The organism is Paraniabella hibiscisoli, assembly GCF_022512515.1.
Classification (GTDB): Bacteria; Bacteroidota; Bacteroidia; order Chitinophagales; family Chitinophagaceae; genus Niabella; species Niabella hibiscisoli.
Map to the genome: position 1 here is coordinate 1,710,428 of NZ_JAKWBK010000001.1, position 13,281 is coordinate 1,723,708.

Below are 13,281 nucleotides of genomic sequence, written 5' to 3' on the forward strand. Positions count from 1 at the left end.
TCTGACACTATCAAAGTGAGGCAGGACCTATTATTCCTCCTCGAAAAACCGCTCCACCAGCGGCACAATAAAATCGCTGTTTTTATAATCAGGTTTCAAGGTGGTAATCTCACCCATATAACCGCCATGGCCGCCGGGTATAATAGCTAACCGGCAGTTCGGTATCAGCTTTGACATAGCAACTATATGTTCTGAGGTTGCTACATCCTGGTCACCGTTTACCAATAAAACCGGCGCTTGTATGGATTGTATTTCAGCATCGCTAAATTCTTTAAAATGGATCATGCGGTTGGCGCATTTCTGGTACATTGTCATTAGTTTGGCACTATCGGGTGTAACGGCTAGAAACGCATCCTTATAAGCCTGGGGCATTTGCTCAAATGTGCCTTGTTTCATAAATTCCCAGAACTGCGGGAAAGTGCCATTCTTTTTCAGCAGGGGAGAGCCTGCAATGATTTTATAACAAAGTTGCGGATGCCTGATGGCCATTTGTAAAGCCGTATTAGCACCATTGCTGAAACCGAAAATATTGGCTTTGCTAATACCTAAACTTTTAAGCAATGAAGCCACATCATCGGCATCCTGCTCGAAAGAAAGTTCGCTGTTACGATCACTGGTGCGACCGTGCGCCTGCAGCTCCACGCCAATAACCTGATGGTTAGGTGCCAGCAAAGGAATGATCCTGCCAAAACTGGTTTGAATGGTGGAGCCGCCTCCGTGAATTAACAATAATGGTTGGCCCTCGCCATATATTTCATAATACATACTAATGCCATTTACTTTGGCATGGCCCGATCTCATGGGAAGGGTATCGTTAGTTGTCATATTATTTGTTGCGTTTATGGCAGGTGGGTTATTACAGGCTGTTATCAATAAAACAGCAGTTAGAAAGATAATGATTTTATGGATCATGATGTTGGGTGATGTGCTCACAAGGTAGAGATTTTACAATTCTGTTAGTTAATTAACCGCAGAGAGCCAGAGAAATAGAGATAAAGCAGCGCATTGTCGATTACATATTAAATTGTACTTCATCAGGATTGAGCGACATCTCCGCGTATTCTTTGCGTCCTCTTTGCTTTGCGGTTAACTTCTTTCGTCTAATCGTATATCACCCCTTAATTGTCGCAGATGCACTCGCTGTATATTCTTTTTACATACCATCTTTGTATGGTCAATGAGTGGAGCAGCAACCACGCAAACGGGCGACACCGAAAAGCCATACGAGTAGGATAAATCTAATATTATGTCTGACAACAACGTTTCACTACACAGGGTGCTTAAAGCATCTCCCGAAAAAGTATACCGTGCTTTCACCGAAAGCCTTGCCATGGCCGCCTGGTTGCCGCCTTATGGGTTTCTTTGCACCGTTCATGAAATGAATCCTGAAACAGGCGGATCTTTTAAAATGTCATTTACCAATTTCACCACTGGCAATAGTCATTCTTTTGGTGGTAAATACCTGGAAGTAAAACCGAATGAGTTTTTGAAATATACCGACCAGTTTGACGATCCTAACCTGCCTGGAGAAATGGTAACCTCCGTATGGCTATCAAAAAACCTCGCGGGTACTGATATTAAGATCACCCAGGAGAATATCCCGGAGATGATACCCGCTGCTATGTGCTACCTTGGCTGGCAGGAGTCGCTCGAAAAGTTGGCCAAACTGGTAGAGCCTGAGATACCAGATGCATAATTGAGCAACATTCTATACACAATTATGAAAGATCAGCCCGAGGTTGGTCTTTTGTTTTTAAGAATCAGGATGTTTTACAAAAACGGCGGAACCCTCGCCGGTTTATCAGCAATAATGATTTCATTGACCGCTGCTATACTCGATTAAACATTTTATCCGCGTGCTCAATAAGCATTTGTGAAAGGTTCAGGACGCCTCTATACTTTTTAATGTTTTCTATTTTATATTTAGCCATTTTTAAAGAAGGAATCTGGCATTACCTGAATGTGAAAAGGTAACTATCGGTAAATATTTTTGTATGGATTTACTATTGAATGGGTCCGGAATGGATTATAGAATTTCCCACCTTCTTTTGAAGGCAAAAAATATTTAATTTGCCAGGATCAGAATATGTTTCGCCTGCTGCCGGTTGAGTTAAGCCAGGTATTTATATTGAGCAAAGACCGGAATATGAATGCCGTTGTCAGGCACCCTCCCCAATAGCGCGCTTAAATTTTATGATAGTTGTTTTTCACGAACTAACGAGAAATGCGGGCTTCTAAACAACATATTTACAATAGGGGGACTCAAGCTTTGACATGTAAGTTTATTTTCGTCAGATAGAGCTGTTGAGGTCGTGATTGGTTTTCGAAAGGTCAACAATTTTGAGGCGCATGCCCGGGTGCAAATGGGAGACCATATTATTGTTGGATCAATTGGCGCTGAAAATTTTCAGAAATTAGGCGTGTGGGTGTAGCTGAATTCCGGATTATCTGATTAGATCTCCCCGGTCTCTGATATGTGCAGCAGGGATTTAATGAAAAAAGCCCCGGATTAGCGAGGGCTTTAAATGATGATGTCGTATAAATTAAATAACTGTTACGTTAATTGCATTTAAACCTTTTTGACCATTTTGAACCTCGTAAGACACACGATTGCCTTCACGGATCTCGTCTACTAAACCTGAAACGTGAACAAAAATGTCTTGACCACCTGTTGAAGGTGTAATGAAACCGAAACCCTTGGTTTCATTAAAAAACTTAACTGTACCTTCTTGCATAAAATTCTTGTATAAAAATTAATAAAGAACAAATATACAAAAGAATATTCGTCATGTGTTGGAGTGTTTGCTCTTTAGCAGCGTAATCATTTGCCTAATGATCGCCCTACCGGGCTGCACATAAGGCATAACACGCTGAATGATATCACGGTAGAAATAATCCGGCGATAAGCAACAGTTGCTGTATTCTTTAAGAAATAAGGCAAGTTTAGTAGGGTTTACTCATCCTGGGTGTTTATAATAACGAATGCCTGGCGTGCAGGTCAATCCTTGCCGCCGTGTGTTTTTAGATGTGCAACGTGAGATGCAACGGCCTCATACATAGAGCCATGCTCTATATAAGGTATATTCAGGTCGGTACATGCCTGTTTGATTATTGAGCTGATGGCAGGGTAATGAATATGAGAGATCTTTGGGAATAAATGATGTTCAACCTGAAAGTTAAGCCCGCCCACCCACCATGTTATGAGTTTATTGGTGGTTGCAAAGTTTGCCGTGGTTTTTAGCTGATGCAGCGCCCATTCGTCCTCCATTTTATTAGTTGGCTGTGTTGCTGTGGGAAAAGCTGTTTCCTCAATAACATGTGCCAATTGAAATACCAGGCTAAGTATAATGCCACTAGATGCAGCGAATACCAAAAAGCCTATGCACCAGGGCACAAAACCAACCATCAGGATCGGCAGGATAATGAATAAATACAAATGCAATCCTTTGAAAAACCAAAACAGGACATGGTCAATACGCCTGAATTTTTTAAAGGCACATTGCCTACCTTATTACGGAAGTACTTTTTATAATCGGTATAGAAAACCCAGGCTATGTACAAAAGTCCGTACAGGAGCCAAAAGTACATATGCTGAAATTTGTGAAAGCCGTGTCGCTTTTGATGAGGCGCCATTCTTAGCAGTATGCCAGCTTCTATATCATCGTCCACGCCTCCAATATTTGTATAGGCGTGGTGAACGATATTGTGTTTGGTGTTCCACATAAAGCTGCTTGCGCCTAAGAGATCCAAGGTGTAGGCCGCTGCCATGTTTACCTTCGTATTATTGCTGAAACTGCCATGTGCGCCGTCATGCATCACATTAAATCCAATTGCGGCAGTTAGCAGGCCCAGGAAAAGGCATTCCGTTAGCGCAAGCCATGCCTGCGGCGTATAAAAACCAGGTGAACATATATCAGTATATAACTAAGGATCAGGAAAGTTGCTTTGACGTAAAGACCTGAGTTCCCTGTTGGCGCTAAATTATTGACCCGGAAATACTCATTTACTCTTTTCTTGAGCTCAGCATATATCGAAATACTGGGGGAATAAAATTTGGGGGTAATTATAGCTTTATTCATTTGCAATCATTAATGTAATAAGTCGTTACTAGGAGAAATCTTGGGAATTTGGTATAAAAAACATGTTAGTCGGATACTGTTCTATGTGCCGGTATAATGTACCTCTGATATGCAAATATAGCCTGTTACTACCGCAATGGACTGTTAATAGTGTCTGTATCTATTCTAAGTTTCAATTCGCAGAAGTTTATACGTCGGCCTTTTAAATTCCTCACACATCTGAGCTATGTAGTTCATGTGAAAGGATAAGTCTACTTCAGCAATTTATATCATTTTCGTATTGATCTGGATAAATGATATTGCAGGCAGTCCTCATTAAAAAAGGCCAACCTTAGTTGACCTTTTTAGCTCCCCCTGCTGGACTTTTATTGAACCAAATTTTGTATGATTTGAAAGCACTTGTTGAACTTACCGATAGATATAATAGATGACCTACAAAATTTCAGTATCTGAACGTATACGAGATCATCAGATAAGCCCATATCGGAATGCGTTTATGATCGGGAAGTTTCTTCAAATACTCCATTTGCTTTTGTGCAATGTAATACGAAAAGCCCTGGTTAATTTCGAGGTTTTTGATGGGTGTAAGTCTGATCGACAGATCATTTTCAAATCCTAAATATTTCTTCTCATTCATTCCCTGGTCGTTTATCAGTGGATGCTGTATATAAAATAGATGATAATCTGACCTGATCGATATCTTTTTGCCGACAGGGAAGAGGGCGAACAAATAAGGGTTAACCAGCCCCTTATTATTTACGTCTGCCGGAAATTTTGTAAAGAAGTTCATGTTGCCCATAAATTTCCAGGCCACCCCATAAAGTACGTCGAAGTTATTAGATTGATAATCGGAGTTCGTTTTATCGCCGCTTAGGATTTCTGCACCCAGTCGAAGGGTAACGGGGCGGTAGGTTAGCTTTAGCTCCGGCTGCAGGTAGTAAGCATTAAGCCGTTTGTTGGCGTTTGCTTTGCCATATTGGTAGTACCCGCTTACAGTAATATAAAGAATCTCTCGTTCCCATTCAATGCGGCCACCACTTGTAAACCGCTTGTAGATTTTCTGGGTTTTAAAAAATCTACAGCATTAATCGTAGTAACTGTTACTGCCTCTCCGGGGCGGTAGGCAAGGTGGTGAATCAGCAGCCACTTATATTTGTGGTCTGCAACCGGGGAAATGTTTTTATCAAGCCATGGTTTGTATTTGCGGGTTGCTAATGTAAAAAAATCAGTTGAGAGCTTAGCGTTGTTGTAGGTTAGTCTGAGACCTTCGTGCGATCTGCTTTGTTGCGCCCAGGGGGCATCCGAAAAAATTCTACCATTGTCTAAAAGAACGCCCTGTCTGCCTATTTTAACTGTAAGGTTATCAAAGACTTTTTCTGAAGGTATAACTCGAAAGCATTGATGCCGCCGACAGAAGAAGGCTTATCTCCCTTACCCCATAAATGGATTTCCTGTAAGGAGGTGTGAAACAAAAAGTCCTTTTGAGAGTAGCTTATATTGAGTCTATTTCGCTGGCTCGCATATAATTCAGTTTGAACGCTGTCATTGGTAATCTGGCTATAACTATTTCTGTATTCTACTCTAGGTCTTATTTCAAGGCTTATGGATAATTTTTTTGTAGACTGCTATCTTGGCCTCTCACGCTTCCGGAAAAAAGTAAGCCAAAACATAGACAGTTTTTTAGTATGTTTTTCGAACTTTCCATTCTAATAAGTCGGGAAAAATAAACTAAATTATTAATCTACAAAATTAGTAGATTAATAATTTGAAAGAAAAAAGAGATTCAAACTATCTGCTTGAATCTCTTTTTGTCATTACTGCTCCCCCTGCTGGACTAAATTTGAACCAAATAACTCAGGATTTGATGAATTTTGTGACATTATTTGATTGAAACACCTATCATACTATGACTTCGAATAATACTATAAAAGACGCGTTTATATTAATGATTTTCAATTATTAGATTATCATTTTCGTCTACTTTAAGTAATAAAGGAGTACTGTCATAGCTAAACATGACGGGTGAATTACCAGCCCATTTGATGGCGGCTTTTATCCTTTCAAATAATTCTGTGCTATCATCGAGAATATAATGAATTTTTTGGTCGATTTTTTCGACTTCAGACTGCGTTTCTAATATTTGATCTAGTTGTTCAATATAGATACGCTGGAAAGCTTGTTCATCTTTGAATTTTTCAATTCCTGAGAGAAGTTCACTTTTTTGTTTTTCCAGTCTTTCGACTTCTTTTAGTGTTGAATAGACTTTTTCTAAAAAATCCTTTTCCGTTATCATTAACTTTTATTTTTTACTTAAAAATACCCTAAAAGTAGCTCGGCTTTTGTAGATAAAAAACGGGAAAAATACCCCTTTTAAATACCTTAACTAATTGTACTTTCCAGTCAGTAATTCATTTTGGTGAGAAATTGCCGATGAAATAGAAAATTATAACCCAAATTATCACTGCATGAAGAGTCTTATCATCCTCTTGTTATTTGCCATACATTTAGTTGCTTGTAAAAGTAAGAACTCTAAAAGCATTACAGACGTAAAGAGTGTAGTTATTTCAAATGTAGGGGAGTTCATCATAACTGACAGTTCATTGGCAAAAGAAATGGAAACTGTCGATACAATTCCTGAAAATTCATTAGACGAAGATCAACTCAATCAATTGGTTCCTTTGCGGTTTGACTCCGCGATAGGAATTCAAGTTTTAAAAAATTACGCTAGTTATGATCAAGTCCTAAATGAGCTAGTTGCCAGGTAGGAGCTGGGATTATATACGATTTTGGGAGATTCAACTATACGTAAATCTGGCTTCAACAGGGCAAGACTATTCGAAAAAATAGAGACAGCAAAACTTATTGAGGTGAGAGGCTTGATTCAATCGTTAGAAAAAGCAATTTACAACGACAGGTCATTTCCGATTTATAACATCCTGGATACATCAAAAGTTGCCTACGCAAAAAAGTCCTTTGCCTTTTGAGTAAAGCAAAGCTTCCTCCGAATATACTTTCTAGGAAAATAACTACCGTCGCAATAGATCGCGATCTGTTATCGATTGCAAAAACATATAATATTTGTGAAACATCGAAAAGATGGAAATATGATAGAGATGTTCAATTTTCCGAATGTACGGCTTTTGCTATTTCCGAAGATTTGGTGTTAACCGCAGGTCATTGCATTGACGCAAGTAACTTTCGCAATTTTTATTTTATGCTTGGTTTCGATAGGGATCCTATGAGTAGCATTACAATAGATAGTTCTAACATTTTTGAGCCAGTAGAATTCATAGACGGCATTAAAGAAAGCTCACGGGGAATGGATTTTGCACTTATACGAGTGCACAAAAAAATCCCCCAAAATAAAATATACTCATGCTCTAGTGTGAAATCACTACAGAGCCAAGAAAGATTTTATATGGTTGGGCATCCTTTGGGAACATATGCAAAGATATCTATAGATGGGATCTTATTAGAAAACACGAATAAGTATTATTTCCAACTAGCGATAGACGCATTTGGAGGGAATTCTGGATCTCCCGTATTAAGCGAGTTTGAGCATAAAGTGAAAGGAATTCTTATCTCCGGGCATACCGATTTAGTCGAAGGGAAAAGTTGTTCCGAATTTGTCTTTTGCGACTCGAAAACCCATTGTTCAGGTGAAAAGTCTTTAGGATTTCCAGTGTATTTGATCGCCCGAAGGTAAAGGCTTATTTGAGCAAACATCCACTTCCTAACAATCTATAAAAGTAAGTAAACACTAAAGAGATAATGTTTCTCCTCAAAAGGGACAGAAAATCTAATTAGATATTTTTTATCAAAAACTAACAACAATGAAATCATCTCTATTTAGCTACCTTCTGATAGTTACACTGATTTTTTCGGAATAGAAGTAAAAGGACAGGAACAACTACTTCGAAAAATGGTTGACGCGAAATCAACACATAAAAGAAGTTTGCCTCAGTACAATTTAGATAAATCAGTTAGTATCCCCTCCGGAGGCAGCGCCTTGGGTTTTACAGGTTTTAATCCACAGATTGGCGGAAAAGGATCTATTATCAAGCTAACTGGCACCGGTTTCAGTGATGGGATAAAAGTTAGCATTGGAGGAGTGCCAATGAAAAAATTAGCGTCACGAGCTCTACAGAAATTCAGGTACAGTTGGAGGAAGAAGTAAATGGGGAAATTGCAATTACGTCTTCAAAGGGACAAACGGTTTCCTTGTCTGGTTTTAAATACGTTGGGCCGCCTGAAATTATCTCTATTAGCAAGAAGAAATTGGAAGAAGGTGACAAGCTTAATATTGTCGGAAAAAATTTTACTAATGATGTAGATGTCTCGATTGATGGCATAGAGCAAACTGTAACTATATTGAATGATACTGAGGTTGAATTGATAGTCGAAGGGCCTGTAAGTAAGGGGTTAATTAAATTAAAAACGCCTGTAGGTGAGACTTCTTACGGTGGCAGTACACCATTTGATGCCGCAGCCAATATCACTGTACCATTGCAAGGGCAGGGAATAAATATTATTCCGACTCCGACTTTTAATTTTACCCAAATACATGGAGGCGATAATTTTGGTTTTCGACTTGGATTATGGGGGAACATGCTTGGTACTGACAGCACAATGGAAAAAGTGGTTAGCAACTTACTTGTCCCCCAAATCAGCTTATTTGGTTTAAGAGGTGAGGGACTATTGCGCCTTACTAACTTAGATCAGAAAAATAGTGTGGGCTTATCTTTTCAATTAAACCTTCTATTGAAGAAGGTCTCCTACTATGATACTAGCAGTAAGGATGTTTCTTCCTTCAACCCATTTGTATTGCATCCCAAAGTCGGTATGACGTTTAACCTATTCAACAATTACGTCTTCATCGGCAGTTATCTGAACTTGCTTTCAGTTGCAAAAGAAAACGAGAAATTCGAAACATTTTTCAGTACTAGAAAGTCAACATTTATTTATCCAAACTTCAATTTGGGAGGAATTTTTGATTTTGAAGGAAGTAAGCAGAGTATAAAAGTTGAACTGGATCTTGTAGTTCATAATGGCGAAACACGAATGCTGTTCCAGACGAGAGATAAAGTAATTCCATATCTTAAAATTGCACTGTTAAGCGATTTGTAGGATATAAAATATTCGTAGTAGCATTGTTTAAATTTTTTATATCGTGAATTTCTTAATGCCTAATGACGCAAGCTAGTTTACAGGTACGGTTTGGGAAGTGGATCGCGGCGTAATGACGGGACGCAGCTAACTACCAAAAAGGAGCATATCAAAAAGAAGTGCTCGGACACGCTCTGCTTTTCTTTAAAAATCTAAAATTTGCATTTAATAATGCACCCAATTTATCTAAGCCCTTTCATGTTTAATATTTTTGGAAATGTCATTTGAAAAGTCTAACTTCAGAATCTAAATTATTGCTGCAATGAAACTTGACACTACTTCCCCCAAAAGTCTTCTCTTGAAAATGAGAGTCAATCTGCAAAGCTTAAAACGATTCACGAACTCAAGGATACAGAAGCAAGAAAGCCAAAAGCGCTTGAGTCACTGAAGGCCAAACTGAGTTCATTAGCGGCGTCGTTACCTGATGATGAAAGGACGATGCTTGCTCAATTAGTCGGGAGTGATGCTGACGAGAAACAAACCAACTCTAGCTACGAAAATCAGGTGCATACAAATCCGCAACAGTCGCATAGCACTGGTGGAGGGATCGAAAAGGAAGTATTTACTAAGCCTCAGCAATCGCACAGTACTGTTGGCGTTATTGAGAAAGCAGTTTTCACAAAACCGCAACAGTCGCATAGCACTGGTGGAGGGATCGAAAAGGAAGTGTTCGCTAAGCATCAACAATCCGTTAGTACTGACGATGGGACAGGCCAATCCTCGCCCTCTGATCAAAATAAGAAGACTCAGGACTGATAATTATATAACTTTATTTACTCGCTACAAATAATCTAATGAAATGGAGCTTCCGTTTTTTAACTTCATCGATACCTTAGATGACGACGAACGTAGTATACTTAAAACTGCCTTATCTCAAAAAATAGATCGTTATTTTGATTCGAACAATCATTTGCAGATAAATAGTGAAGACGAAAGAAACCAGTTTGATCAATTAGCAATGTCCCTCAAACGTCTAAGCGTTCATTCTAATATCATTCCCGCAGATGGAATTTTATATCAGGGTTTTCCGGCTTGGTTAAATGAAGAATTGTTACAAAAAGTAATTACCGAAGGAGAGGGCCGCCGCTTGGAACCTTTGGAACAAATTGATCATTTCCTTGGGTGTGGTGGTTTAATTGCCGACGAATTATCTGTATCTGCTGAGCTATTAATGTTTATACAAAATTTGGTCCCAGTAGTTGTAAGTCCTACTGGAATCGCTAGCTATATTTATTATGATCAAGAAGGGGCAGGAATTCGCCCACACGTCGACACTGATGTTTTTTCACTGAATTTAATTTTAATGCTGAAACATGAGGTAAGTTCCAGTTATATGCCCTCAGCGACCATCGTTTTTCCTGCATTTATGGAACCACAGTCTTTTAGGTTAAAAGTTGGAGAAGTATTAATAATGTACGGCGGCAACGTGATCCATACAAGATCCAGAATTGCTCCAGGGGAAATTGTCCATCTGCTTACAATTGGCTTTAATTTAAATATGAAATCCGCATGACAAAAGAGGAATTCTATGCAGTTGCTACACCAGGAAAATTTAAATCTATCGCTGATCAACTGAATGATGACGAGCGAGATGTGTTTAAGTACAAAATATCCAAGCTTTGCGTGGAGCAGCTTGTCAATAACTTTGACATCGACTCAAATCCAACCGAAGTTGAGCGGCTAAATACTGCTTTAGAGTGCTTGTCAATTATTCATCCGTACAGTCATCGTATTCCTGAGTATGGCCTTGCTTACAAAGGCCGCCCTGATTTCATGACCGACGAATTACTGTCAAAGCTTCAACAGGAGGCGACAAAATTCAGAGAAGAGGCGGTCATAAATCTGGAACAATTTATAACATGTGCGGAAACACTGGATAAAAGTTCGGTCGCTGAGACATTAGAAGACATGCAAGAACTGAACGATCTAGTTGAAAAGCATGCTGGAAAATGTCTGCCTAGTTTCATTTCAAACTATATTTATTACGATGAAATTGGCCATTGCAGTAAACCTCACGTTGATAATGGGTTTACGGCGGTGACTGTAATGATAGCTTTGAAACACGAGTCTAATTGCAATAATTTAAGTTCTTCTAGTGTTGCTTATTGGCCTAAAAAAATAGACTTGATTACAAACTCAAGCCAGGAGAGCTTGCAATTTTCTTCGGGGCAGGCACTCTTCACGGGAGAACACCTGTTGGCGAAGCGGAGTGTGTACACTCTCTATTGTTAAGTTATAGGCCACAATTATGAGGAAAGAAAATGATGAAATATACACCTGAAAAGATTTTCACAAAAAATCTAATTCTAGAACCTATTAAAGTCAGTCACGCCGCCTTGTTGTTCACGCAGCTGCAATCAGACAAGTTATATACATATATTCCCGTTAATCCCCCAGAAAGCATCGACAAGTTAGAAAATAAATACGAAAGATGGTCAAAGGGAGGATCGGATGACGGCAGAGAAATCTGGTTGAACTATGCAGTTTATCATCGATCGATCGATAGTTATGTAGGAACTCTACAGGCTACTATTCAAAAGCAAGGTAATACTTATATAGCCTACGAAGTATTCCCTCATTTTTGGCGTCAAGGCATAGCTAAAGAAGCATGTCAGAGTTTAATTGACTACTTATTTAAAGAATTCAAATTGAAGAGAGTCATGGCGCATGTTGATACTCGAAATATCGCATCGCAGAAATTACTTCAGTCATTAGGATTTAGCTTAGAACAAACATTAATAAATGCAGATGAGTTTAAGGGCTCGAAGAGTGATGAGTTTGTATACGCTTTAGCGAGCCACAAATGAAGATAATCACCAATTACCCATATTTCTGAATTGCTGGAATGATGAATTAGGCCGGTCGCAAGCAGACATATGAAATATCTTTGTTTAGATCGCAAAAGAATCACGGCCAATATTGGACGAAAACTTTTGCCGGATAAAGATTAGCGGCCTTTTCTCTAAAAGAACAAATGGGTTCAGAAATGAACCCATTTTGTCATGACCGCTCCCTAACTGGACTATTATTGAACCAAATAACACAGGATTTGCAAGGAATTGCCCAGTTATCTTCATTGCGAGTATTGGACTAAAAGATAACTTTTGACTGCTAATTACGATTTCCGTAAGTGTATTGGTAAGCTTCTTTGTATATCTTGATTGTATTACTATAGAACTGGTTGAGCTTTTTTTCTCTCAATTTCGGTTTTATTGAACCGAATATATGGTCTATGTCTTCTTCATTATTCACTGCCATGCTCAGATTCACGATAAGGCAAAGTATGGAGCCGTTTGAAGTGGGAGCGAATTTGGGATAGAACAAAGGCACTGAGTCAGAATCAAATACTCTGATGGAATCCATAGATTCTAGCGTTTGTTCCGTGTGCTTTTCTGCTACCCCATAAAATTGTAATGAGTCAGCAATAGAGTAGGCTTCATTAACAGGTTCCCCGAAAAATGCACGATCTTCTAAATCGGCAGTAATCATTCCTGTTGATAGGCCGCCACGTATACCTACACCCAAGTCGAGTAAACTCATTTGAAGTCTCATAATTGAGCCGATAAAATGCAATGTTGCGCCCTGGCTTAAATCTTTTGAGATGAGAATAATTGAATCAGCACAAATAAGCCCTTTAACAACAGAACCTCTAATATCTTCATGTTCTTCGTCATCCTGTATTACTCTTATTGCTACTGGTTTTTCAATGTCTTTAATAATTGATATAACATTGGCCATCAATTCTAGATGCGCAGACAAATCGCTTGTTATCCGATTTTTAAAATAGGATAACTTCATAACGGTGATCATTCTTTCCGCCGTTATGGGCCAGTTGTTTGTTTTGGTTGTTGCCATCTAGTAGTGTCGATAATGAATTATTTATTTTGAAACGTCTTCGTATACAAGAGTTTTAAATATAATATTGACCAAGCCTCGAGTTAGTAAGTCGTCTTTTTAAACCCTGGATAGTAGACCGCTTCGGTCATGATCTCTTCAAAGCAAGTGATACTCAAAAATACCCAATGTTATAATATCA

Annotated in this window: 15 protein-coding genes and 1 pseudogene; 9 read left to right on the forward strand and 7 right to left on the reverse strand. The window is 38.9% G+C overall.

The features are described from left to right. Nucleotides 1–30: 30 nt before the first annotated feature. Complete coding sequence (locus MKP07_RS10890) at nucleotides 31–825, reverse strand: alpha/beta fold hydrolase (protein WP_240847215.1); 795 nt, start codon at nucleotides 823–825, stop codon at nucleotides 31–33. A gap of 421 nt (nucleotides 826–1,246) precedes the next feature. Between MKP07_RS10890 and MKP07_RS10895 the strand changes: the two genes are divergently transcribed. Both MKP07_RS10895 and MKP07_RS42385 read left to right on the forward strand, forming a co-directional pair. Then, the gene (locus tag MKP07_RS10895; RefSeq protein ID WP_240847216.1) at nucleotides 1,247–1,696 is read left to right on the forward strand and encodes an SRPBCC family protein; all 450 of its coding nucleotides are present in this window, start codon (nucleotides 1,247–1,249) and stop codon (nucleotides 1,694–1,696) included. A gap of 598 nt (nucleotides 1,697–2,294) precedes the next feature. Next, nucleotides 2,295–2,432 (forward strand): annotated as a pseudogene (locus MKP07_RS42385) (hypothetical protein); the annotation flags it as partial. A gap of 111 nt (nucleotides 2,433–2,543) precedes the next feature. Here MKP07_RS42385 and MKP07_RS10900 read toward each other — a convergent pair. The 5 genes from MKP07_RS10900 to MKP07_RS10915 form a co-directional block, all read right to left on the reverse strand. Further along, nucleotides 2,544–2,735 (reverse strand): cold-shock protein, encoded by a 192-nt coding sequence (locus tag MKP07_RS10900; RefSeq protein ID WP_240847217.1) that lies wholly within the window; start codon nucleotides 2,733–2,735, stop codon nucleotides 2,544–2,546. 263 nt (nucleotides 2,736–2,998) lie between these two features. Beyond that, a complete protein-coding gene (locus MKP07_RS38350) occupies nucleotides 2,999–3,436 on the reverse strand; it encodes a fatty acid desaturase family protein (RefSeq protein ID WP_262919262.1) in 438 nt (145 codons plus the stop codon). After that, nucleotides 3,406–3,912 carry a fatty acid desaturase family protein gene (locus tag MKP07_RS38355; RefSeq protein ID WP_317235994.1) on the reverse strand — a complete coding sequence of 169 codons (507 nt, stop codon included), beginning with the start codon at nucleotides 3,910–3,912 and terminating at the stop codon, nucleotides 3,406–3,408. Before MKP07_RS38355 ends, MKP07_RS38350 begins: the two co-directional genes overlap by 31 nt. A 609-nt stretch (nucleotides 3,913–4,521) precedes the next feature. Continuing rightward, nucleotides 4,522–4,893: a hypothetical protein gene (locus MKP07_RS10910; RefSeq protein ID WP_240847218.1), complete on the reverse strand. Its 372-nt coding sequence runs from the start codon at nucleotides 4,891–4,893 to the stop codon at nucleotides 4,522–4,524. 1,128 nt (nucleotides 4,894–6,021) lie between these two features. Then, nucleotides 6,022–6,372: a hypothetical protein gene (locus MKP07_RS10915; RefSeq protein ID WP_240847219.1), complete on the reverse strand. Its 351-nt coding sequence runs from the start codon at nucleotides 6,370–6,372 to the stop codon at nucleotides 6,022–6,024. A 172-nt stretch (nucleotides 6,373–6,544) separates the two neighbouring features. Here MKP07_RS10915 and MKP07_RS10920 point away from each other — a divergent pair, with 172 nt between their 5' ends. From MKP07_RS10920 to MKP07_RS10950, 7 genes are all read left to right on the forward strand, one after another. Continuing rightward, the gene (locus MKP07_RS10920) at nucleotides 6,545–6,844 is read left to right on the forward strand and encodes a hypothetical protein (RefSeq protein ID WP_240847220.1); all 300 of its coding nucleotides are present in this window, start codon (nucleotides 6,545–6,547) and stop codon (nucleotides 6,842–6,844) included. Nucleotides 6,845–7,059: 215 nt separating this feature from the next. Then, on the forward strand, nucleotides 7,060–7,785 hold the full coding sequence (locus MKP07_RS10925) for a trypsin-like serine peptidase (RefSeq protein ID WP_240847221.1): 726 nt from the start codon (nucleotides 7,060–7,062) through the stop codon (nucleotides 7,783–7,785). A gap of 455 nt (nucleotides 7,786–8,240) precedes the next feature. Continuing rightward, entirely contained in the window at nucleotides 8,241–9,206 is a 966-nt protein-coding gene (locus MKP07_RS10930; protein ID WP_240847222.1) for an IPT/TIG domain-containing protein, read from the forward strand. 543 nt (nucleotides 9,207–9,749) lie between these two features. Beyond that, entirely contained in the window at nucleotides 9,750–10,001 is a 252-nt protein-coding gene (locus tag MKP07_RS10935) for a hypothetical protein (protein WP_240847223.1), read from the forward strand. A gap of 43 nt (nucleotides 10,002–10,044) precedes the next feature. Next, nucleotides 10,045–10,758: a hypothetical protein gene (locus MKP07_RS10940; protein ID WP_240847224.1), complete on the forward strand. Its 714-nt coding sequence runs from the start codon at nucleotides 10,045–10,047 to the stop codon at nucleotides 10,756–10,758. After that, a complete protein-coding gene (locus tag MKP07_RS10945) occupies nucleotides 10,755–11,477 on the forward strand; it encodes a hypothetical protein (protein ID WP_240847225.1) in 723 nt (240 codons plus the stop codon). Before MKP07_RS10940 ends, MKP07_RS10945 begins: the two co-directional genes overlap by 4 nt. Nucleotides 11,478–11,506: 29 nt before the next feature. Further along, the gene (locus MKP07_RS10950; RefSeq protein WP_240847226.1) at nucleotides 11,507–12,052 is read left to right on the forward strand and encodes a GNAT family N-acetyltransferase; all 546 of its coding nucleotides are present in this window, start codon (nucleotides 11,507–11,509) and stop codon (nucleotides 12,050–12,052) included. Nucleotides 12,053–12,356: 304 nt separating this feature from the next. Here the strand turns inward: MKP07_RS10950 and MKP07_RS10955 are convergent, their stop codons facing one another. After that, nucleotides 12,357–13,100 carry a hypothetical protein gene (locus MKP07_RS10955; RefSeq protein WP_240847227.1) on the reverse strand — a complete coding sequence of 248 codons (744 nt, stop codon included), beginning with the start codon at nucleotides 13,098–13,100 and terminating at the stop codon, nucleotides 12,357–12,359. Nucleotides 13,101–13,281 lie beyond the last annotated feature (181 nt).

Coding starts and splice junctions, on each gene's coding strand:
- MKP07_RS10890 (WP_240847215.1), bottom strand. CDS start 825: ATGACAACTAACGATACCCTTCCCATGAGATCGGGCCATGCCAAAGTA.
- MKP07_RS10940 (WP_240847224.1), top strand. CDS start 10,045: ATGGAGCTTCCGTTTTTTAACTTCATCGATACCTTAGATGACGACGAA.
- MKP07_RS10950 (WP_240847226.1), top strand. CDS start 11,507: ATGATGAAATATACACCTGAAAAGATTTTCACAAAAAATCTAATTCTA.
- MKP07_RS10915 (WP_240847219.1), bottom strand. CDS start 6,372: ATGATAACGGAAAAGGATTTTTTAGAAAAAGTCTATTCAACACTAAAA.
- MKP07_RS10895 (WP_240847216.1), top strand. CDS start 1,247: ATGTCTGACAACAACGTTTCACTACACAGGGTGCTTAAAGCATCTCCC.
- MKP07_RS10920 (WP_240847220.1), top strand. CDS start 6,545: ATGAAGAGTCTTATCATCCTCTTGTTATTTGCCATACATTTAGTTGCT.
- MKP07_RS10945 (WP_240847225.1), top strand. CDS start 10,755: ATGACAAAAGAGGAATTCTATGCAGTTGCTACACCAGGAAAATTTAAA.
- MKP07_RS10955 (WP_240847227.1), bottom strand. CDS start 13,100: ATGGCAACAACCAAAACAAACAACTGGCCCATAACGGCGGAAAGAATG.
- MKP07_RS10900 (WP_240847217.1), bottom strand. CDS start 2,735: ATGCAAGAAGGTACAGTTAAGTTTTTTAATGAAACCAAGGGTTTCGGT.